The sequence below is a fragment of the Pseudomonas neuropathica genome, from assembly GCF_051174785.1.
GTDB classification, from domain to species: Bacteria; Pseudomonadota; Gammaproteobacteria; order Pseudomonadales; family Pseudomonadaceae; genus Aquipseudomonas; species Aquipseudomonas neuropathica_A.
In genome coordinates this window covers 5,987,242-6,007,737 of sequence record NZ_CP195111.1, presented here as the reverse complement: position 1 = coordinate 6,007,737, position 20,496 = coordinate 5,987,242, and the positions used below count along the sequence as shown (strand labels likewise).

The window sequence follows — 20,496 nt, the reverse complement described above, 5'->3', positions numbered from 1 at the left end:
TAATCCCCGCTAATCCCCGACAAAATCAGGGCTTCACCAACCTCGGCAACACCACCCCCTCCCCCAACCTCTCCACCCCCAACCTTACCCTCTCCCCACCCTGCTCAATCACCACCCCATCCCCCTCCACCGCCACCAACTTCACCCCAGGCCCAACCTTCTCCCCCTGCAAAAAACTCCTCGGCGGCCCATCGTTCAGACTCAGTATCGCCACCGCCCCCCGACTCCCCGCCATCACCCCGCTCACCTTGATGTCCATCGGTGCCGTTTGATTGGAAAACCACTGCAACGCCGGGCTATCACTGCGCGCCGCCAGCAACTGCGGGGCCGCTGCCGGGGTGTGTGATTCGGCTGAGGTCAGCAGCAGTGACGACCATGTCGCCACGCCGACCAGCGCGGCGAGCAGTGCGAGGGCCTGAACCATTTGGGGTGGGGAAAAGCGTGCAGTGAAGGTCATGGGTTGAATCTCCTTTTTTTCCCTGCTGTCAGCCTACGCGGCAATTCTCTCCGTTTTATTTCACACGCCTTACATGTTGGCCGTGCACGATGGCGCAGGACGCAAAGGAGCGCGCGCGATGAACAGGCAACAGGGTTTTACGCTGATCGAGTTGATGGTGGTGCTGGTGATCATCGGCATCGCCAGTGCGGCGATCAGCCTGAGTATCAAGCCCGATCCGTTGCAGTTGCTGCGCAAGGATGCCGAGCGTGTGGCGCAGTTGCTGCAGGTGGCGCAGGCGGAGGCGCGCGCGGATGGTCGGCCGATTGTGTGGGTGAGTGATGCCAAGGGGTTTCGGTTTAGTCGGCGCAGTGACAGTGGCAAGGGGTTTGATCATTTCGCGCAGGATCCGCAGTTGCAGCCGCGTGCCTGGCAAAGTCCGAAGATGGAGGTGCGGGTGGAGCCGAAACAGAGGGTTGTGCTGAACGCTGAGTGGATCAATCCGCCGCTGCAATTGACGTTGTCGGATGGGTTGAATCGCTTGAGTGTGCTGCGTGATGGCAGTGGAAGGATCAGCCTGCAATGAAGCGCCAGCAAGGGTTTACGTTGATTGAGGTGATGGTCGCGATTTTGTTGATGGCGGTGGTGAGTTTGATTGCCTGGCGGGGGCTGGACAGTGTGACGCGGGCGGACAGTCATTTGCAGGCGAGCAGTGAGCAGAGTGACGGTTTGTTGCGGGCGCTGAATCAGTTGCAGCGGGATGTGGAGATGCGGGCGGGGATTGAGTTGACCGAGCCGAAGAAGGTTGGCGTGGATGATGAGCCGCCGAGCGCCCCGCCCGCTCTGACTGTGCGCAGTAGCGACAGTAAGGGTTTTCGGCTGGACATTATTCGTACGGCGGCGGATCAGCCAGGGGCTTTGCAGCGGGTGCGGTGGTGGGTCAAGGGCGACACGTTGTATCGGGCGGTGGCTGAGGCGCGGAGTCGGTATCCGTTGCCGGCGCCAACGGCTGGGGTGGCAGTGTTGAACGAAGTCAGCGATGCGCAAGTACGCGTTTGGGAAATCGATAAAGGCTGGCGGCAACTGAGTGGTAATCGGCAGGAGGATCCGGCCGGGCTGGAAATCAGCCTGACCCGTCAGACGCCACAAGGCCCGGAAAAATACCGACAAGTGATCGGGCCACTGAACTGAATGGATAGGCTAATTCTCTCGTGCTGCCTCTCTGAGTCGTAGCAGATCGAGAATGGTGACAGCGCCGTATCGAACAGCTAACAGGCCTTCGGCTTCCCAGATTTTCAGCTGGCGGTTGACGCTCTGACGAGAAACACCCAATTGTTGGGCGATATGTTCCTGGTTGACCTTCAGGCATGGCGCGTCTTCGATACCTGAAGGTTTGATCAAGGAAAGGAGTCGGTTGGCCAACCTGACAGGCAGAGGATTGCGGATCGTGTTCCCCGCCCAATCGAGCGCCATTCGATATCTGCCACAGACCAGACGCGTAATGGCGAGCAGAACATCGGGTCGGCGTTCAATGATTTGCCAGAATGCGCTGGCAGGCAGCACTGCAATACGCGCTGGCGAGACGGCTGCAACGTCGTACTTTCTCGGTAAGCCATCCAGAAGTGGTACTTCTCCGAACCAGTCTCCCGCGACCAATTGCGTAAGAAAGAGTTGGTGTCCACTCGCGCCCAGGCTATCGACGCGCAAGGTGCCTTGAATCATACGAAACATGCCCATTGGTTTAGAGCCTTGAGGGAACAGTTCCTCTGACTTTACCAATGTCCTGATCCGCGAGGCCTCAAGCAAAATCGCGTCCACTTCTGGGGGCAGGGAAAAGGATGGGGCTATCACTTCAGCAGACAATTCGGACATTGCCAAAACCCGACAATCTTGGTTTGAGGGCTCGGATAGTATCAGACGCCTCTGGCCTGTAGACGACAGGCCTGTCTGGATCAGGAACGCAGAATGTACGTAGGTCACTTCGCCATCGGCCTGGCAATCAAGGCCCGCTATCCCAAGATCCCCGCGATACCGATCATGATGGGCGTCGGTTTTCTGGATCTGCTCGATGGGATTTTCATCATGCTTGGGTTCAATACCGTCACGGCAAATTTAAACAGCGGGCCGTACTTGTTCTTTGATCTGACCTTTATTGATTGGGATCACTCATTGCTGGCTGCGGTGTTCTGGTCAGCGATTTGGGGCCTGCTGTTCATCAAGCATCGACCGGTAGCCGTTGTGGCAGCGTTGGCGGCCTTCTCTCACTTCATCGCTGATTGGCCGATGCACAACAGCGATTTGGCACTGTATCCCCACTCGGTCGAGCATTACGGTTATGGCCTTTGGAGCAAGCTGGGGACTGTTTCCTGGATACTCGAAGGTGTTTTCTCAGCGGTGCTGGCGGCTTATGCATGGTGGCTCAGTGCGCGACGTGGTGTGAATTTGATTTGGCCTTGTGTGGTGCTGGGGGTTTTGTTCTTGCAGCTATCGCCGATCGCTTCGCCCATGAAGTTTGTTGCCACTCTTGAGGAGCCTCTGGCGCATATGCTTCACGGGGTTCTGGTCTCGTTGGGCTTTTTGATTCCAGGGCTGCTGATGTCGTGGCTTTTGGATAGAAGTGAGCGTACGGCGTCTCGTCTTGCATGACTCAACCGGCTGCTATCTGGACGGCTTGGCTGGACGCCGTAACAAGTTGACGGGCCTTTAGTACAGGAATGGAAATGTACTCGGTCATCCTGCAAAAAGAGCCAAGATCAAAAGATCGCAGCCTTCGGCAGCTCCTACATTGGGATTGGGTGAGGTCAGTTGGGGATTGGTTGGCTGTGAGGTCGTCATCGCGAGCAGGCTCACTCCTACAATTGGATTGGGGGTGGTCAGTTGGGGATTGGTTGGCTGGTAGGCCGTCTTCGCGAGCAGGCTCGCTCCCACCGTTTTAATGTGCGTACAACCCAAGCGGCAAAGCCGCCCCACTCAACAGGATGAGCGTTAGCTCGGCTGCAGCTCTTGATCTTGATCCACGGGCGACGTCGGAAGGCTGAGTGGAGGGATTCATCCGGGGGTGGGAGCGCAGCGACCGTTTGGCGCAGCCAAATGCATCGAGAGGAGGTGCAGCGAAGCAAACCGTAGGCGATGCGCCCGGATGGATCCCGGAGCGAAGGAACCCCGAGCCTCAGCGAGCGGGCCGTACGTAGGAGCAAGCGTTTTTTTGCTTACTTTTTTTAGGCGTTTGTAAAAAAAGTGAGTCGCCGTAAGGGCGAAACCCTAAGCAGCCGTTACCGCAGCAACGGATATGTACCCAGTCAAACTCACTAACTCAAAACGACGACGCCGCCGGGTAGTTCGGTGCATTTGACGCCATAGGCATCCCGAATCAGCAGTGCAACGCCAGCAAGTTGGTCGAGGCTGAATCGGGCCTGGACGCGGCGTTGGCCGAGCTCACGGTTGAGCAGCAGCAACATGCCGGGGCGGTAGCGGTTGATTTCGTCGATCATCTGGCTCAGCGTAGCGCCGTTAAACACCAGCACTTGTTGGCGCCAGTTCATCACGGCGGCCGTGTCGACACTCTGCACACTGCCAACCTGCCGCGCGTCATAGGTCACCTGCTGCCCCGGTTCAAGCCGCAAACTACGCCCCTCAACATCCACTTCAACCGCACCATCAAGACAAGTCACACACACCTGCTGATCGGTATTACGCAAATTGAACCGCGCCTGACTCGCACGCAACCACCCTCCCCCAGCCTGCATCGCCAACGGCAACCGCGCGGTCTGCACTTCAACCTCACCACTGACCAGCTCAAACCCCTGCACACCCTCAGACACTGCACGCTGATTGATCCGCGTCTGCGTGTTCAACTCCAGGCTCACACCCTGCGCCGGTTCAAAGCGACGCTGCTGGCCAACCTCAGTGATGTAGTCAGCGCCCAACCCTTCAAAACCACCAGGAATCGTCCCGCGCACCAGCAAAAACGCCGCCGACGCAGCAATCGCCCCACCGAGAAAAGCACGTCGACCAAACCCGCGCGGCGCCTGCATTTGCTCCACGGCCGGTTGCAGTTTCTGCCACAACCGCTTGGCCTCTTCGAACGCGCGGGCATGCTCGGCACTCTGCGCGCACCATTCGCGCAGGGCGCGGGCGTCGGCCACGGTGGCGCGGCCGGAGGTCAGCAAGACCAGCCAGTCGCGGGCTTCGCTGTGCAGATGGTCGGCCGCCGATGGCTCGGCAGGTGTCAGTCGAAAGATGTTCAAACGCGCAGATTCTCAACGAATTGATCGGGCACTATTCAGAAGACGGTTTTCCGGCCCCGCGACCGAACCGCTGAAACACTTTTCTTTCCAGTTTCGCGGCGCAGAAGCCCAACGCAGCTTTGATTTCCTTCTCGACCATGCGCGTGGAAATGCCGAAGCGCTGGGAAATTTCCAGGTGCGGCGCCTCTTCCAGACGCGCCGCGATGAAGATCTTCCGGCGCCGTGCGGGCAGCTCGTACAACGCACTGAGCAGTGACTGGATTTCCTTCTGCCCGCCCACTACTCGCGCCGGGTCGAGGGCTTCGTCGCCGATTTGCAGCAGCTCTTCGACTTCCTCGCCAGTGAGCAGGCGCGCATCGGCCTGGCGGCGGTCGGCGGCGATGTTCAGGGCCATGCGATAGAGGTAGGCATTCGGCCGCAGGACGTTCGGCGGCGTCTCCATGCGGTCGACCCGCAGGTAAGTTTCGTGCAGCACGTCGTTGGCCAGATCTTCCGAACCGAGGCGCCTGCGCAGGCGCACCCGAAAGTCCTCGTAGGACGTCAGGAACAGTTGGACCATCGAACCTTGTCCGGTGTCTTTCATCCCCCGGAAACTCCTTCCCATTTGGTGCATTCCATGCGTTTTCCTGACGACTCCGGTAACAACAGCAACGTGACCGGCTGACGCAAGGCGCTGGGCGTCGGCCGGTCGATTTTGAGGTTGCGAAAACTTTCCACCAGCGCGTTGTCGCGCCGTACATCACCGGTCGAAGTGACCAACCGGTTGTGCTGCACTAAGCCGTCGCGGCCAACCCAGACCTGCAACACCGCGCGATAACTGCCCGGCCGGGTCAGCGGCGAGCGGCACAGGTTGCGCTCGATCGCCGCTTGCACCGCTGTGGCGTAACTGCGGTTGACGGCGACGCTTTCCGGCGTCTGTTTTTGCGGCGGCGTCGGCACGTCTTCGACCTGCGCCACTTGCAATGTAAATGCATCGTCGCGGGCATACCGCGCCATCAACCCACTGCCGCCAAGCAATCGACGCAAGGCATCGGCGGCGGTGTATTCACCGTCCACCGCCAGCGAACGTCGACCGCGACTCAACTGACTGTCGACCAGCACCGCAACGCCGGTGGCGTGGCTGTACTGATCCAGCGCGTGCGCCAGATCCTGTGCCGGAATGTGCAGCGTCATGCGCAAGTCCGCCGGCACCGCGTCGGCCATGGCATGGCCCGCCGCACAGCCAAGCAGCCACCCCAGACACATCCGGCGCACAAGCCTCGTTGAACGCTGAAAACCGTCCGTGGAATTGCCTCGCTGCACGGCTGACGAATCCTTGCAAATCGTCATCCTGAGGGCTGTTTATGAATCTGGTGTGACGGGCGGTGCAAAAAAACCATCACGGGAATTGCGCACGGCTTGCACTAGACTCAAGCCATAGCGCGGCCCCCTTTCGGCCGGCCAGGAGGCGAGCATGAACACACTGTGGCGATTGAGCCTTGGCGGGCTGTTGTTGATGGCGCTGTCGAGCGCTTATGCCGAGCAACCATTGGGCTGTGTCGAGGTGACGGTCGGCGGTTACAAGGCACCGAATTACGACTGTTTGAGCCAGCAGATGGGCAACAATCCCGAAGGCGCTGCGGCGGCGGAGAAGAATCAGGAAGCGCTGAATGTGCCGGTGAACAAGCGGCCGCCGAATCAGGTTGGCCTCGCGACCCCGGCCGCAACCAGCACGCGGATGGGCAATACCTTTGGCACCTCGGTGAAACCGCAACGGCCGGCGAATTAAGGCAACGTCAAAATCAAAAGATCGCAGCCTTCGGCAGCTCCTACATGGGATTTCGATTGTTTCCCTGTAGGAGCTGCCGAAGGCTGCGATCTTTTGATCTTCAATCGCTAGGCGTTTGGCGGAAGCTCACCGCGAGGCGGTTCCAACTGTTGATGGTGGTCACGGCCATGGTCAGGTCAACCAGCTCTCCTTCGTCGAATTGCTCGCGCGCCTGCTCATAAACGTCATCAGGCACCCGGCTCTCCGCCAACAACGTCACCGCCTCGGCCCAGGCCAGCGCCGCACGCTCACGCGGGTTGAAGAAATTGCTGTCGCGCCACACCGCAATCGCATACAACCGCCGATCACTCTCCCCGGCCCGGCGCGCGTCCACCGAGTGCATGTCGGTGCAGAACGCGCAGCCGTTGAGTTGTGAGGCGCGGATCCGGATCAGTTGCAGTATCGGCTGTTCGATACTGAGGTTGGCGGTCAGCGCCTCCATGGCAATCATCGCTTTCATCGCTTTGGGCGAAGCGTTGTAGTAATCCAGGCGCGGGGACATGGGCAGGTCTCGGTAGACGGAGTGATGAGTTCACCGTATCCGCCGACAGCCATGCATTACAGCCCCAATTCCACGAAAAGTCGCCACACCACTCCCATCAGCCCCCTGCGCAGATCCCCTGTGGGAGCGAGCCTGCTCGCGAAGGCGTCAGGTCAGTCAGCCCATTTTTGAATGACACACCGCATTCGCGAGCAGGCTCGCTCCCACAAGAGAATGGGGCCAATTTCGGGTTTTTCGGGTAGGCAACTATTGCCCATCCCGCAACAGCGGTAATCTGGCGGGCACGCCAAACAGCCTCGGGAGCCTCGTCGGTATGGAACTTCACGTCGTGATCAACGGCCGCAAGGATCTCGCCGGTCAGTTGTATCAGCAGTTGCGCGGGGCCATTGAGTCCGGGCGCCTGTCCGCTGGCACGCAACTGCCGCCCAGCCGTCTGCTCGCCGAGCAACTGGGCATCTCGCGCAAGACTATTTCCGACACCTACGCACAACTGACCTACGAAAACTTCCTCACCGGGGTCATCGGCAAAGGCACTTACGTCAACGCACGCCCGGCGCAAATCCAGCGCAAGCAAAGCCACAGCGAACTGGCCAGTGCCGAAGTGATCGAGAGTTGGCGCGTTCTGCCGGTATTCTTGCGTCACCCGACACTGGAAGGCTCGCTGCGCTACGACTTCATCGGTGGCGCGACCAGCAAGGGCCAGTTCCCGCAGGATGACTGGCGCCGCTGCGTCGCCCATGCGATGCGCCAGATGAGTCAGTCCAAGGGTTTCTACAGCGTCGCCGAAGGCCTGCCGGCGCTGCGCAATGCGATTGCCCGGCACATCGCGTTTTCCCGCGGGATCAACTGTCAGGATGAAGACATCGTCGTGTGCAACGGCGCGCAGCAGGCGCTGGACCTGATCACCCGCGTGCTGATCCGCCCTGGCAGTCTGGTGGCGATGGAAGATCCCGGTTATCCGCCGGCGCGTCTGCTGTTCGGCACCCATGGCGCCGAGGTGGTCGGGATCCCGGTGGACGCCGAGGGCATTCAGGTCGAGCACATTCCCGATGGCACGCGCCTCATCTATGTCACGCCGTCACACCAGTTCCCACTGGGCATGTCGATGAGTCAGACGCGCCGTGAAGCCTTGCTGGCTCGCGCCCATGAGCTGGGCGCGATCATCATCGAGGACGACTATGACAGCGAATTCCGCTACGAAGGCCGGCCCACCGATTCGCTGTTCAGTCTCGACCAGCGCGGCATCGTCGCCTACGTCGGCACCTTCTCGAAAACCCTGCTGCCGGAGTTGCGCCTGGGTTATGCGATCCTGCCGCCGGCGATTCTCGAAGCAGTGATCCGCGCCAAACAACTCACCGATCTGCACGCCTCGACCCTGCCGCAATGGGCACTGGCCAAGTTCATCGCCGAGGGTTGTCTGCTCAAGCATATCCGCCGCTGTCATGCGATTTATGCGCAGCGCCGTGAGCGGATTCTGGCGCGCATGGCGGATGATTTGTCGCCATGGCTGGAGGCGGTACCGGCCAGCGCCGGGTTCCATATGGCAGTGTTCTGCAAGGTGCCCATCGACCTGCCGCTGGTGATCGAATTGGCGAAAAAAGTTGAAGTCGGGCTGTACTCGATCAATGGTTTTTATCATCAGCAAACGGCGAAGAACGGCCTGTACTTCGGCTTCGGCGCCATCGAAACGCTGGACATCGATATCGCTCTGGATCGCCTGCGTGACATCCTCGAACAGCTGACATGAGCCTTTGGTATAACGCATTTACTGCCGATTGGTTATTGGTGATTCACGACGGCAGGCCTATCCTGCACAGGCGTTATCCCTCAATGAGCAGGATTCGTCCGGCCTGATTCAGGAGTGTGAGCAATGTCCAACGAAGTGATCAATACGGTCCAGGTGCAGGCTGCCGCCGGCCGCTCGGATGAACTGGGCAGGCAACTGCAGAAGATCGTCGAAACCCTGCGCGAAACGCCGGGCTGCGATTCCTACATGGTCGACCGCTGCCCCGAGGACAGCCACCGCTGGACGGTCAGTGCCCGCTGGCAGTCGGAAGCGGCGATGCAGGCGCATTTCAACCGGCCCGAGGCGCAGGGGTTTATTGACCTGATCGATAGTCGATTGGCCAATAGCGTTGATTTCAATAGCTTCCCTATCGTCTGATCTGGCCCCTTCGCGAGCAAGCTCGCTCCCACAGGGTTATTGGTTGTTCACAAAATAGGTGAGCAACAGCAAAACCTGTGGGAGCGAGTTTGCTCGCGAAGGCGTAATACGCCACACCGATAACCTTTCTGACACGCCGGCAATTGGTCACCTGATCTTCCCGAATATTGGCCGTTTGAATGCACCGCCCTGCGGACTACTGTGATCAGCAACACCCCGAACATCACAGGTAACCCGCCATGAAAGCCCAGCCCTTCTTCGCCGCCGCCCTTGCCCTGAGCCTTTGCACCTCGGCCGCGTTCGCCCACGACCCCTCGGAAAAAGTCACCGTCCTCCAAGACCAGATGCTGAAAAACGCCCCCGGCAAAAAAGCCATGATGATCGAGGTGGATTACAAACCCGGCCAGTCCTCCATCGCCCATAAACACGATGGCACGGCGATGGCTTATGTGCTGGAAGGCGAAGTGATTTCCCAGGTGAAGGGCGAACAGGCAATCACCTACAAGAAGGGCCAGTTCTGGTACGAACCGGCCGGCTCCGAGCATCTGGTGTCGAAAAATGCCAGCCAGACCAAGCCTGCCAAGTTGCTGGTATTCATGGTGCTGGCCCCGGATGAACAAGTGCTGATCCCGCTGAAAAACTGATGGCTGTTTAATTAGCCATAAATAAAAAGGCTCAAATCGTTGATTTGGGCCTTTTTATTGCCCGCGGCAATTAACCGCGCCGGGTTACAGCAAATGAACCTAATCAACTGCTGTTAGCTCAGAAAATTGTCAGGTTGACGGGTTTAGTCTGAATTAACGGTCGTCATCCGCGACTTTTAAAACTTTTCGACTGATGTTGTTTCACGGGAGAAACACCATGAAACTTGCGTTCACCAGTGCACTGGCGATATCGGTTTTAGCTCTGTCAGCCTGTTCGGTACCCACCGCGCCTCAAGCAGTGTCCTCACTGGACACCCTGCTCCCCCATCCCACCGGCCGCAGCAGCGCCACGCAAGTGAAAAGCGGTCCCGGCGTGTCGCTCGGCGTAATCTACAGCCCAAGCACCCAGACCAACCGCGAATACCTGCGCGACTATCAGGCCAACGCCGGCACCGGTTTTGGCCAGAGCCTGCTGGTGCAGCCGATCCATGACGCTTACGTCGCCAGCTCGAAACCGGACATGGCGGTGGAATGGGTTAACGCCTCGCTGCAACGCCAGTTCGGCTCAGTGACGGTGTATCCGGACATGCAGAGCCTGCGAGCAGCTAAACCGGATGTGGTGGCGATCGTCGATACCCATAGCCAGTTGATCACCTCGCGCAGTTCCGACATCAAGGCCGACGTCAGTGCCGATTTCTACGATGCGCGGTTGAACTACATCGGTACCGCGAAAGGTTCGGATGCGCGGGAATTGACGCCGGTGTGGGCGGACTTCAAGCGGTCGGAAGAGATAGTGGCGGATATCAACCAGCAGCAGGATGTGCAAGTTCGGGCGCTGCAGAAGTTTGACCAGTCGCTCAACAATTTGGTCGCAAGGCCTGCGGATAAAGTGTCGATGCTGGATAGTAAACAAGGTCAGAAGTTGTATTGAATGTAAGGGCCCTTTCGCGAGCAGGCTCGCTCCCACATTTGGAATGCGTTCCCCCTGTGGGAGCGAGCTTGCTCGCGAAGGGGCCGCAACAGGCACCACAAAAACCCTCAGACATAAAAAAGCCCCGGCATCTCACGACACCGAGGCTTTTTCATTCAGCCACTACTTACGCCAGTTCAAGCTCGGCATTCGCAGCAACAGCAGGCACTACCGCTTGCCCACTCAACGCCAGATCCAGCAGTTCACGGTTGGCCACTGCATACATGGCGTAGTCCGTGCCGCTTGCCGCGCGGATTTCCACCAGCATGGCGCGCCAGCGCGAGATCATGCTTTCGTGCTGTTCCATCCACAGCGCCAGACGTGCTTCCACGTCCAGGGTGCCGTCGCCCTGTTGCAGGACGGAGATGGTGATCGCACGTTGCTGCCAGTCGACGTCATCACGGAATGCTTCACGGGCCAGAGCCTGCCAGTTGTTTTCAACCGGCAGCGCGCTGATCTGTTGCAGGTACCAGGTGATGTCCAGCGCACTGCCCACGGCGAAGTAAGCTTTCGCCACTTCGGCCGGGTTCTGGCCAGTCACGTCGGAAGCTTCGATGATCGGCAGCAAGGTGTACAGGTGCGAGGTGCCCGCAACCATACGCGCCAGCAATTCCGGCACACCGGCTTCGACGTAAGCCTGATAACGCGCCTGCCAGTTTTCACGGATTTCGCCGCTCAGCAGTTCGTCGAGTTTCAGGCCCAGCTCTTTCAGGTGCGGACCGAAGTGCGCGACGTCACGGGCAGCGTTCTGCTCGTTGCGGCGGGCACGCAGGAACCAGCGCGTAGCGCGACGGCCCAGACGCATCAGCTCGTCCATCAGCTCCAGTTGCACATCAGCGGAGACCTGATAGTCCAGCGCTTCGATCTGACGGAACCAGTGCGGGAGGTGGAAGATGTCGCGCACGATCACATAAGCGCCCGCCACGTTCGCCGGGCTCATGCCGGTCGACTCTTTGAGTCGTTGAACGAAGGTGATGCCCATGTGGTTGACCAGGTCGTTGGCGATCTGGGTGCTGACGATTTCGCGCTTCAGACGGTGACGACGCATGGCTTCGGAGAACTTGCTGACCAGGGTCGGCGGGAACGCCGTTTCCATGTCGCGGGTCAGGTAATCGTCGTCCGGAACCAGCGAGCCCAACAGCTGCTCTTTGAGGTCGATCTTGCTGTAGGAGATCAGCACCGAGAGCTCAGGACGGGTCAGACCGTGGCCTTCAGCAATACGCTCGGCCAGTTGCTCTTCGGTCGGCAGGAACTCGATGGCACGGTCCAGCTTGCCACGGCCTTCCAGATCGCCCATCAGACGCTTGTACTCAGCGATGCGCGCATAGGCACGGCGCGCCGCCAGGGACAGGGCCTGAGTCTGCTTGTAGTTGTTGCCCAGCACCAGATTACCGACTTCGTCGGTCATGCTCGCCAGCAACTGGTTGCGTTGCTTGTCGGTCATGTCACCGGCCTGAACCACTTCGTTCAGCAGGATCTTGATGTTCACTTCGTGGTCGGAGCAGTCCACGCCACCGGCGTTGTCGATGAAGTCGGTGTTGGAACCGCCGCCATTCAGACCGAACTCCACACGACCCAGTTGGGTCATGCCGAGGTTACCGCCCTCGCCCACGACTTTGCAGCGCAGTTCGTTACCGTTCACGCGCAGTGCATCGTTGGCCTTGTCGCCGACATCGGCGTGGCTTTCGGTGCTGGCCTTGACGTAAGTGCCGATACCGCCGTTCCACAGCAGATCCACCGGCGCCTTGAGCAAGGCGTTCAGCAGTTCGGTCGGGGTCAGCTTGTCAGCCTTGATGTCGAAGCGTTCCTGCATCTGCGGGGAGATCGCGATGCTCTTCGCGCTACGCGAGAAGATACCGCCACCTTCGGACATGATGCTGGTGTCGTAGTCGGTCCAGGCCGAACGCGGCAGGTCGAACATGCGCTGACGCTCGACGAAGCTGGTCGCCGGGTTCGGGTTCGGGTCGATGAAGATATGCATGTGGTTGAACGCGGCAACCAGTTGCAGCTTGTCGGACATCAACAGACCGTTACCGAACACGTCACCGGCCATGTCGCCGACGCCCACTACAGTGATGCTGTCTTCCTGAACATTGATGCCGCGCTCGCGGAAGTGACGTTGTACGCCAACCCACGCGCCTTTGGCGGTGATGCCCATTTTCTTGTGGTCGTAACCGGCCGAGCCACCGGACGCAAACGCGTCACCCAGCCAGAAGCCGTAGTCGATGGCGATGCCGTTGGCGATGTCGGAGAAGGTTGCAGTGCCCTTGTCCGCAGCCACTACCAGGTACGGGTCGTCATCGTCGTGGCGAACCACGTTCAATGGCGGTACCAGCGCGCCGTCTTTCAGGTTGTCGGTGATGTCCAACAGGCCCGAGATGAAGATGCGGTAGCAGGCGATGCCTTCGGCCGCGATCTCGTCACGGCTGCCGCCCAGTGGCAGGCGACGCGGCAGGAAGCCGCCCTTCGCACCCACTGGCACGATGACCGAGTTCTTCACTTGCTGGGCTTTTACCAGGCCGAGGACTTCGGTACGGAAGTCTTCTTCACGGTCGGACCAGCGCAGACCACCACGGGCGACGTTACCGAAGCGCAGGTGTACACCTTCAACGCGTGGCGAGTAAACGAAGATTTCGAACTTCGGCACTGGCTTCGGCAGTTCAGGGATCGCGTGCGGGTTGAACTTGAAGCTGAAGTACGACTTGTTCTGGCCGTTAGCGTCAGTCTGGTAGAAGTTGGTCCGCAGGGTCGCTTTGATCAGGTCGAGGTAACGACGCAGGATGCGGTCTTCGTTGAGCACCTGGACGTCGTCCAGTGCGGTCAGAATCGCTTGTTCCAGACGCAGTTGCTTGTCTTCCAGATCGTCGTCGCTGAGTTTGCGCGCCAGATAGAAGCGGGTCTTGAACAACCGGGTCAGCTCGCGAGCGATGTCGGTGTGGTTGTTCAGGGTGCTGGCGATGTAGCCCAGATCGAAGCCCAGACGAATCTGCTTCAGGTAACGCGCGTAAGCACGCAGCAGCGCGACGTCGCGCCATGGCAGGCCGGCGGTCAGCACCAGACGGTTGAACGCATCGTTCTCGGCGTCGCCACGAACGATGTGGACGAAGGCGTCCTGCAGGGTGTCGTTGAGTTGCTGGATGTCGAGGTCCAGGCCTTCAGCGGCGGTGAACGCGAAGTCATGAATCCAGAACTCGCGGCCATTGGTGTGACGCAGGCGGTACGGGAATTCACCCAATACGCGCAGGCCGAGGTTTTCCAGAATCGGCAGGACGTCGGACAGCGCCAGCGGGGTGTCAGCGTGATACAGCTTGCAATGCAGCTCGCGTTGGCCGGAGACCTGACCGAGCGGCTGATAGAAGCTCATTACCAGCGGATTTTTTTCGTTGAGGCTCAGCAAATGCTGCATGTCGACCACGGCCGAATGTGCAGCGAAACGCTCGCGGTAACCGGCCGGGAAGCCTTTCGGGAAGTCGGCCAACACGTTGGTGCCGTGGGCTTCGCCGAAGCTTTCGACGGTCAGTGCGGCGTAGTCGTCCTGCCAGCTGCGGCAAGCTTGAACGACTTCTTTTTCCAGCAGCACCGGATCGATGTCGAGACGGTTTTTCGGGTCGACACGCAGAATCAACTGCACGCGCGCCAGCACGGACTCGGAGAAGAATGTCCAGAATTCGCAATCGGAGGCCTTCAGGCGCTCCATCAGCACTTGCTGGATTTTCTGACGAACTTCGGTGGAATAGATGTCGCGCGGCACGTAGGCCAGGCAGTAGCAGAAACGACCGTACGGGTCTTTGCGCAGGAACACGCGGATCTTGTTGCGTTCCTGGATCTGCACGATCGACATCACAGTGGTGAACAGTTCGTCGACCGGGGTCTGGAACAGGTCATCACGCGGCAGTACTTCAAGCACCTGTGCCAGTTCCTTGCCCAGGTGAGCCTTGGACTGGAAGCCGGAGCGGGTTTCGATTTCTTCGACCTTGCGGCGGATGAACGGGATGACCCGCACGCTCTCGCCATACACCGAGGAGGTGTACAAGCCCATGAAACGGTGTTCCTTGATGACTTTGCCGTCGGCGTCGATTTCACGGATCGACACGTAGTCCGGGTAGGCCGGACGGTGTACACGGCTCGGGTGCGCAGCCTTGGCGAACGACAGCAGAGTCGGTTCGCGCAGGTAGGCCACAGCGTAGTCTTCGATGCGCAGGTCTTCGTAGGTCAGGCCGGTGCGCAGCAGTTTGGTCAGGCCGAGGAAGGAGTTCTGGTCGTACTCGATGTGGCCGCCATCGGCCTGATCGGTGACCACGAACTCTTCGTAGCCGAGGAAGGTGAAGTGGTTGCCCACCAGCCATTCCAGGAAGCTTTTGACTTCGTTCTTCTCGTCGGCATCGACGGCGAACGCGCTGTTGTCGAGTTTGGTGAGGATTTCCTGCACCTTGGCTTTCATCGGCTCGAAATCGGCGACCGCAACGCGGACTTCACCGAGAACCTGTTCCAGCTCTTTGCTCAGCACATTCAGTTCGGCCGCGTTGGCGCAACGGTCGATTTCCAGGTACATCAGCGATTCGTGCAGCACGCCTTCGCCGGTGCTGCCCTTCGGCAGGATTTCCAGCAACTCGCCCTTGCTGCCACGACGTACGCTGAGCACGGTGGTTTGCAGGGTGTGGATGCTGTAGCCGCGACGGTTCAGCTCGGTGCGGACCGAGTCGACCAGGAATGGCAGGTCATGGTGCAGGACTTCGACCGCGGTGTGGGTCGACTGCCAGCCATGACGCTCGTAATCAGGGTTGTAGACGCGCACTTGCGGTTGCGCGTGATCGAAGCGCTCAAGCAGGCGCCACGCAGAAAGAGTACAGCCAGCGAGGTCGGAGAGGCGACGTTGAGTCAGCTCGTCCAGGGAAATGATGCCGAAGAATTGTTCAGCGAACAGCGCCACTTGTGGCAGTGCCTGTTCACTGATGTGCTGCGCCAGTGCCGCTTGCAGTTGGTGCTGGAAGTCGGCTTTGCTGGCTGCGGTGAAGAACGCCATCTGTGGTACTCCGCTTAAGCTTGTTATTGATGGAAAGCGTCGCGTGCAACACCCCTTTCGGGGCTTGTGTCGCCCTGTTCCTGATTCTCGGGCAGAGGAAACAGGGGGACAGGTGGGTGAAGCTGGACGGGACACTCAGGTCACATTCACCTTCCATTGAATGAGCATCTGCAAAAGCGACTGCCGGTGCTGCCAACAATGCCTTTACGGGTGCTCATCCGTTGCGCAGCTTAAAGGGTGCGACAATGTGTCTGCTTGCGGTGCTGCGACATATTCGGTCATTGGCACGTAAACCGAGGGTTTGGCACCGGTAAACACTAGCAGTCGTGGCGGAAAATGCCGGGTTACATGCCCGTATTTACGGGACATCCGTACCAGGTGGAGACCTTTTGCCTCTACATATCCAGAAACGAAAACGCCCAAGGCCGCTCTATCGACCTTGAGCGTGGCATCGGGTTCAGCGCGAGCGGTTGACGCGGATCAGTCAGGCAACTCTTCGTAAGCCTTGAATTTGCTCACGGTGGCGCAGTCGTAACACATCATTTGCAGGGTCATCTTGTCCATGCTGGCGTCGATGTTGCTCGAGTCGCACTCGCGGCAGAAGAGCTGCAAGTGGCCGACCAGATCGCTGCCGAACGTTGCGCCGGAAAAGAATTGGGGCACCAGTTCATCGCGCCAGTACATACCCGGTGATTTGGAAAAACCGGCACCGCTGTCCTTGAGCACGACGTCATACAACAGCCGGTGCAAAGCCGATTGCGCTACCCGAGAGTCGCGGTAGGAGTTCTTGCGCCAGTTGCGCGTCAGGGCATCTTGCGCCGTGCCGAGCATGTTGCGCGGGATTGTATTGGAGGCGTGGTTGCGCCCCTTCGAATTGCCCGTGGCATAGAAGTGGGCGGCGCTTTTTACAGCCAAACGGGCGAAGTAGTAGAGCTGACTCACAGAGAAGTCCTGCAACAATTGCCCTACCACCGCTTCAGCGCGGGCTTCGGCGGTAAAGGCAAAACTCACTTCATTGGCCAGCACATGGATGTATTGAATCGACTCTTGTCGTGCGAGGGTAAAGATCAGTGCGTAGAGTTCGCTCTTCCACGCTGGCTGAACACTCCCGGACAAGTCCTGGTAGAGCATCAGATACAGACTGTCACGCGGGCTGCGCAATGCGCCGTCCAGCGCCACATTGGTCAGCCAGCGCACGGCTGAATAATCGGCAATGCTGCACCCATCAGTCCGATTAAAGGCCTTTATGTCAGAGTCGGTCGCAACCACCAACACGCCAGCCTCGTAAAGACTCTTCAGGATTTCCTCACTGGCTTCATCGGTGGGAGCCAGGCATTCGCTTCTGGAGGGTGCTTTCAGTGGTGCAATCGACTCCAAAGGGCTGCCATTGCCGTCTTCGAGCAAGGCCAATAACGCCAGTTTCTGCACGAACCCCAACGCGGCGTAAGGCACAGCAGGACACGGTGCGCCGTGGCGAATCTGCAGTTCGGCGCGATCACGCTGAGCCTGGGCTGCCAATTGTTGTTGGTGAGCCTTGAAACATTCCTTGCACGTACAAGGTGAGCGCCGTCCATAGAGACTGGCTGCAATATATCGATGCTCACACCGCACGCATTTAAACGGATCACGCAAGGAAATCGGCGTGCCTCTGGCGTGACGGCGAACCCACATCGGCAAATCGCAATACGGGCAAGTGAGATCCGGGCTGACAATCGGCGGCAGTACCTTGAGCAAACTGCGAACAGTCGCCGGAATCTGAAACTCGGTCATGAGTACGGCGGTTTTTTCTCCATCCAGATAACGTTGATAAATCAGCTCGATCTGTTCGTCGGACAAGTGCGCTATTTCTTCGGCGCGTTCGAAATACTGATGCATGTAAAAAGATCCTTTTTTCAGTTTTACATACGCACTCCTTTGCGTTCGAGCGGCGAAAATAATCGTATCCGCGTAGCGAAAACAAGCGTGCAAACAGAATTTCTCCGTGAAATTGCGTCACGATAAAAAATCCTACAACTGCGTCAGATATTTCATCGCAGACAATTAGAAAACAACGCAGGAATTTTCCTACCGCAGTTCTCCTATTGAAAAAACAAAAAACCAGCAAGCATCACTTACCAAAGCTCACAACCCGACAAGAATTGTCTCACACAATTAAAAGACCAGGCCCTACAGAATATTTCTGCCAGCAGCGCTAATAATATTAGACCGAACCACGGAACAGGTTCTTTATCAGGGAAAGGAGTCAGCACATGAGACAACTGGAACTTCCGACAACTGTATTTTATGGCGACGGCACATGGGAAATAATCAATCTGAACCCAGGCTCCATTCGCGGTGACATTCTAAATAACTATCCGCTTGGCAATCCAATGCATGGTTTTACACTGGCCATTGAAAGCGATTATCTCGCGCAAAAACAAAACCTTGAGCACAACTTGCAAATAGAGCTCAATCTGGCAGACAGCCGACAGCCGCCATTGATTGATGCAACCCCGCAAGCATGGCTCGACAGAGCAACCAACACCGTCAACGAGTTACTCTTTCAGAAGAATACGGCACTGCAACAAAAGCTGAGAGACGTGCAGACCTCTCGACAGCATGCAAAGTTGCAAGCGACTTATGATGCGATGCTGTTGAATGAGCAAATTTCCAGCCTTCAATCAAGACAAGCACAACTGTATGCCGAGATAGCCCGTCGACAGGCCGAGGCGCATGCGCAACAACAGGCTGCCGAAGCGGCGCGACGTGCTGAAGAAGCTCAGAGACTCGCGGCAGAACAAGTTCATTTGACCGCTCTGGCGGAAGCCAAACGTCTGGAGGACGAAAGAAACCGGATAGCGGCCGAAGCAGAAGCCAAACGCATTGATGAGTACAAACGCGCGGTGGCTTTCGTCGCCGACGCGAACAAATACATCCTTGAGAAATATGGCGCCAATCTGCACCAGGTAGTCATGGACCTGCAAAAGGATATTTCAGGGAAGAAGATCAGAAGCTATGCGGAGGCGATGCAGACTTTTGAGGCAGTGCGGACCAATCCCAATGCGCGGCTCAGTCCGCAGGATACGCGCGCGGTTGTGGACGCGCTCAATGCGCTGGATAAAGCGACCTATATGGACAGTGTCAACAAGCTTGCCAAGGGGTTTGGCGTGACCGGAAAAATCGTTCAGGCCCACTCCGTTGTCACGAAAGCGGCTATCGGTTTTCAAGATGGGGACTGGAAGCCTTTGATGCTGGAGCTTGAAAGCATCGCTGCCGGCATAGGGGCAGGTGCACTTGTGGCGACTGTTGTCGCGTTTCTCCCTGTGGCTACTGCCACCAGCGCACCTGTCATCGTAGCTGCTGGCTTGGTGATTGCAGTGGCAGCATTTTTACTGGACTCCACTAACGTGGAAAAAATCAACGCGATTATCCTCGAACAAATTGAAACCGCGTTACCCAGGTAACGAAAAAAGTTGTATCAAGGTTGGGTCGTCCACACCGACCCAATCTTGGCTATCTAACTTATTACAGCCGCGGCGGGCCAGAAATCCTTTATGACTGGAAAAGCATTCAACCCAACTTCATTCCTGTCGGCATTCGGGATTTTTTGCATTCCAATTTTCCTCATAAGTCTCTTACTGCCCGCGCACCCTCAAAACACACTGGACATTACCATCAATGCATTCATAGATAACCAGCTATTTGGCATGATCGGGTTCTGGTCATCTCTTTTCCCCTTCAGTTCAAAGGCAGCCGCAAATTACGTCGCCATATTCGGGCCATTGTTAGCCATCCGCTCAACCTATCAAGCCTTCACAACAGAGTTCGACCCCACACAATTTGACAAAGTGACACTCAAGCGATACCTGGCCATTCTCATTGGAGGCACACTTCTTTTCATACTTTATGTATGGGGTTTTTATCTGACTTCAAAAGACTTGGCAACAGCGACGGGAAAATACGGAGGACTCTTCGGGCTCAATGCAGTTTTCTTCTCTATTTTTTATTCAGCCATGTCGTTTTTTCTATACTTCTTGGTTCCGTTCATGCTGCATCGCTGCTTTTTCTATATTCCCTACCGTTTTATAAAAAAATGGTGGAGCAAAAAACAGAAATCCCGCAGCCAGGGCAGCAAAGTATTCGTTCAGCTGGCAAAATCAATTATTTGGCGCATCCGTCGCGCCCGTCCAACCAGGAATCCCCCCATGCAAATGACCACCGCCCTACTGATCGTCAACCCGTGCGATGACGAAGAAGACAACATGGCCATGCTCTGCTGCCACAGCGACAAGGGCGACATGTTTTTGATGAGTCGCTATCCGGACGAGGACGAGCTGGAGATCACGCTGGATGGCGAGCCTTCGACGCTCGACGGTGTGAAAGTCACATTGACTTCGAATCTGCTGAAGATCGAGATTGCGGCGGCGGATGCTGATGCATTGAACGGGGATGATGTGCTGGAGATCAGCTTTAACCCGGATATGGTGGATATGGATGAGGTGGTCGAGACTTTGAAGAGCATCCTTGATGGGACGGGTACCTTCATTAACAAAGTTTGATCGCGCCTGGGCTGGTCCCTTCGCGAGCAGGCTCGCTCCCACATTGACGGATGTACGCCGCTCAAAATGTGGGAGCGAGCCTGCTCGCGAAGAGGCCCGAAAGAACACTACCCTTCCCCGCAGCTACAAAAATCCAACAAATCCCCCAGTCATTTCCCGCACTTT

At 57.8% G+C, this 20,496-nt stretch carries 18 protein-coding genes; 10 read left to right on the top strand and 8 right to left on the bottom strand.

Annotated elements, in window-relative coordinates; all coding sequences use genetic code 11:
• Window positions 1–25: 25 nt before the first annotated feature.
• Window positions 26–457, bottom strand: coding sequence for a type II secretion system protein N (locus ACRRSD_RS27065; protein ID WP_435036328.1), 432 nt, complete (start codon window positions 455–457; stop codon window positions 26–28).
• 118 nt (window positions 458–575) lie between these two features.
• Between ACRRSD_RS27065 and gspH the strand changes: the two genes are divergently transcribed.
• Both gspH and ACRRSD_RS27055 read left to right on the top strand, forming a co-directional pair.
• Window positions 576–1,022, top strand: coding sequence for a type II secretion system minor pseudopilin GspH (gene gspH / locus ACRRSD_RS27060; RefSeq protein ID WP_435036327.1), 447 nt, complete (start codon window positions 576–578; stop codon window positions 1,020–1,022).
• Complete coding sequence (locus tag ACRRSD_RS27055; RefSeq protein WP_435036326.1) at window positions 1,019–1,627, top strand: prepilin-type N-terminal cleavage/methylation domain-containing protein; 609 nt, start codon at window positions 1,019–1,021, stop codon at window positions 1,625–1,627. Before gspH ends, ACRRSD_RS27055 begins: the two co-directional genes overlap by 4 nt.
• A gap of 9 nt (window positions 1,628–1,636) precedes the next feature.
• Here the strand turns inward: ACRRSD_RS27055 and ACRRSD_RS27050 are convergent, their stop codons facing one another.
• On the bottom strand, window positions 1,637–2,308 hold the full coding sequence (locus tag ACRRSD_RS27050; RefSeq protein WP_435036325.1) for a Crp/Fnr family transcriptional regulator: 672 nt from the start codon (window positions 2,306–2,308) through the stop codon (window positions 1,637–1,639).
• Window positions 2,309–2,401: 93 nt separating this feature from the next.
• On the opposite strand from ACRRSD_RS27050, the gene ACRRSD_RS27045 reads away from it, so the two are divergent.
• A complete protein-coding gene (locus tag ACRRSD_RS27045; protein WP_435036324.1) occupies window positions 2,402–3,082 on the top strand; it encodes a hypothetical protein in 681 nt (226 codons plus the stop codon).
• 662 nt (window positions 3,083–3,744) lie between these two features.
• Here ACRRSD_RS27045 and ACRRSD_RS27040 read toward each other — a convergent pair.
• Genes ACRRSD_RS27040 through ACRRSD_RS27030 form a run of 3 tightly spaced genes read right to left on the bottom strand, consistent with a single transcriptional unit; the run spans window position 3,745 to window position 5,928 of the window.
• On the bottom strand, window positions 3,745–4,683 hold the full coding sequence (locus ACRRSD_RS27040) for a FecR family protein (RefSeq protein WP_435036323.1): 939 nt from the start codon (window positions 4,681–4,683) through the stop codon (window positions 3,745–3,747).
• A gap of 31 nt (window positions 4,684–4,714) precedes the next feature.
• A complete protein-coding gene (locus ACRRSD_RS27035; RefSeq protein WP_007913935.1) occupies window positions 4,715–5,266 on the bottom strand; it encodes an RNA polymerase sigma factor in 552 nt (183 codons plus the stop codon).
• Window positions 5,263–5,928, bottom strand: coding sequence for a secretin and TonB N-terminal domain-containing protein (locus ACRRSD_RS27030; protein WP_397483215.1), 666 nt, complete (start codon window positions 5,926–5,928; stop codon window positions 5,263–5,265). Before ACRRSD_RS27030 ends, ACRRSD_RS27035 begins: the two co-directional genes overlap by 4 nt.
• Before the next feature lie 208 nt (window positions 5,929–6,136).
• Between ACRRSD_RS27030 and ACRRSD_RS27025 the strand changes: the two genes are divergently transcribed.
• Window positions 6,137–6,451, top strand: coding sequence for a hypothetical protein (locus ACRRSD_RS27025; RefSeq protein ID WP_008087988.1), 315 nt, complete (start codon window positions 6,137–6,139; stop codon window positions 6,449–6,451).
• Between the two features lie 100 nt (window positions 6,452–6,551).
• On the opposite strand, the gene ACRRSD_RS27020 is transcribed toward ACRRSD_RS27025, so the two are convergent.
• On the bottom strand, window positions 6,552–6,992 hold the full coding sequence (locus ACRRSD_RS27020) for a carboxymuconolactone decarboxylase family protein (RefSeq protein WP_435036322.1): 441 nt from the start codon (window positions 6,990–6,992) through the stop codon (window positions 6,552–6,554).
• Window positions 6,993–7,305: 313 nt separating this feature from the next.
• On the opposite strand from ACRRSD_RS27020, the gene ACRRSD_RS27015 reads away from it, so the two are divergent.
• From ACRRSD_RS27015 to ACRRSD_RS27000, 4 genes are all read left to right on the top strand, one after another.
• Complete coding sequence (locus ACRRSD_RS27015; protein ID WP_435036321.1) at window positions 7,306–8,739, top strand: PLP-dependent aminotransferase family protein; 1,434 nt, start codon at window positions 7,306–7,308, stop codon at window positions 8,737–8,739.
• 123 nt (window positions 8,740–8,862) lie between these two features.
• Complete coding sequence (locus tag ACRRSD_RS27010; protein ID WP_435036320.1) at window positions 8,863–9,156, top strand: putative quinol monooxygenase; 294 nt, start codon at window positions 8,863–8,865, stop codon at window positions 9,154–9,156.
• A gap of 239 nt (window positions 9,157–9,395) precedes the next feature.
• Window positions 9,396–9,800 carry a cupin domain-containing protein gene (locus tag ACRRSD_RS27005; protein WP_435036319.1) on the top strand — a complete coding sequence of 135 codons (405 nt, stop codon included), beginning with the start codon at window positions 9,396–9,398 and terminating at the stop codon, window positions 9,798–9,800.
• Window positions 9,801–10,017: 217 nt separating this feature from the next.
• Window positions 10,018–10,731 carry an ATPase gene (locus ACRRSD_RS27000; protein ID WP_435036318.1) on the top strand — a complete coding sequence of 238 codons (714 nt, stop codon included), beginning with the start codon at window positions 10,018–10,020 and terminating at the stop codon, window positions 10,729–10,731.
• 166 nt (window positions 10,732–10,897) lie between these two features.
• On the opposite strand, the gene ACRRSD_RS26995 is transcribed toward ACRRSD_RS27000, so the two are convergent.
• Window positions 10,898–15,793, bottom strand: coding sequence for an NAD-glutamate dehydrogenase (locus ACRRSD_RS26995; protein ID WP_435036317.1), 4,896 nt, complete (start codon window positions 15,791–15,793; stop codon window positions 10,898–10,900).
• A gap of 480 nt (window positions 15,794–16,273) precedes the next feature.
• Window positions 16,274–17,668, bottom strand: a complete 1,395-nt coding sequence (locus tag ACRRSD_RS26990) for a hypothetical protein (RefSeq protein ID WP_435036316.1) — start codon at window positions 17,666–17,668, stop codon at window positions 16,274–16,276.
• A 374-nt stretch (window positions 17,669–18,042) separates the two neighbouring features.
• On the opposite strand from ACRRSD_RS26990, the gene ACRRSD_RS26985 reads away from it, so the two are divergent.
• A complete protein-coding gene (locus ACRRSD_RS26985; RefSeq protein ID WP_435036315.1) occupies window positions 18,043–19,236 on the top strand; it encodes a colicin-like pore-forming protein in 1,194 nt (397 codons plus the stop codon).
• A 741-nt stretch (window positions 19,237–19,977) separates the two neighbouring features.
• Complete coding sequence (locus tag ACRRSD_RS26980) at window positions 19,978–20,331, top strand: hypothetical protein (RefSeq protein ID WP_435038551.1); 354 nt, start codon at window positions 19,978–19,980, stop codon at window positions 20,329–20,331.
• Window positions 20,332–20,496 lie beyond the last annotated feature (165 nt).

Bases quoted from the DNA above. Each gene is read 5' to 3' on its own strand.
- ACRRSD_RS27065 (WP_435036328.1), bottom strand. From the start codon at position 457: ATGACCTTCACTGCACGCTTTTCCCCACCCCAAATGGTTCAGGCCCTC.
- gspH (WP_435036327.1), top strand. From the start codon at position 576: ATGAACAGGCAACAGGGTTTTACGCTGATCGAGTTGATGGTGGTGCTG.
- ACRRSD_RS27055 (WP_435036326.1), top strand. From the start codon at position 1,019: ATGAAGCGCCAGCAAGGGTTTACGTTGATTGAGGTGATGGTCGCGATT.
- ACRRSD_RS27050 (WP_435036325.1), bottom strand. From the start codon at position 2,308: ATGTCCGAATTGTCTGCTGAAGTGATAGCCCCATCCTTTTCCCTGCCC.
- ACRRSD_RS27045 (WP_435036324.1), top strand. From the start codon at position 2,402: ATGTACGTAGGTCACTTCGCCATCGGCCTGGCAATCAAGGCCCGCTAT.
- ACRRSD_RS27035 (WP_007913935.1), bottom strand. From the start codon at position 5,266: ATGAAAGACACCGGACAAGGTTCGATGGTCCAACTGTTCCTGACGTCC.
- ACRRSD_RS27030 (WP_397483215.1), bottom strand. From the start codon at position 5,928: ATGTGTCTGGGGTGGCTGCTTGGCTGTGCGGCGGGCCATGCCATGGCC.
- ACRRSD_RS27025 (WP_008087988.1), top strand. From the start codon at position 6,137: ATGAACACACTGTGGCGATTGAGCCTTGGCGGGCTGTTGTTGATGGCG.
- ACRRSD_RS27020 (WP_435036322.1), bottom strand. From the start codon at position 6,992: ATGTCCCCGCGCCTGGATTACTACAACGCTTCGCCCAAAGCGATGAAA.
- ACRRSD_RS27015 (WP_435036321.1), top strand. From the start codon at position 7,306: ATGGAACTTCACGTCGTGATCAACGGCCGCAAGGATCTCGCCGGTCAG.
- ACRRSD_RS27010 (WP_435036320.1), top strand. From the start codon at position 8,863: ATGTCCAACGAAGTGATCAATACGGTCCAGGTGCAGGCTGCCGCCGGC.
- ACRRSD_RS27005 (WP_435036319.1), top strand. From the start codon at position 9,396: ATGAAAGCCCAGCCCTTCTTCGCCGCCGCCCTTGCCCTGAGCCTTTGC.
- ACRRSD_RS27000 (WP_435036318.1), top strand. From the start codon at position 10,018: ATGAAACTTGCGTTCACCAGTGCACTGGCGATATCGGTTTTAGCTCTG.
- ACRRSD_RS26995 (WP_435036317.1), bottom strand. From the start codon at position 15,793: ATGGCGTTCTTCACCGCAGCCAGCAAAGCCGACTTCCAGCACCAACTG.
- ACRRSD_RS26990 (WP_435036316.1), bottom strand. From the start codon at position 17,668: ATGCATCAGTATTTCGAACGCGCCGAAGAAATAGCGCACTTGTCCGAC.
- ACRRSD_RS26985 (WP_435036315.1), top strand. From the start codon at position 18,043: ATGAGACAACTGGAACTTCCGACAACTGTATTTTATGGCGACGGCACA.
- ACRRSD_RS26980 (WP_435038551.1), top strand. From the start codon at position 19,978: ATGCAAATGACCACCGCCCTACTGATCGTCAACCCGTGCGATGACGAA.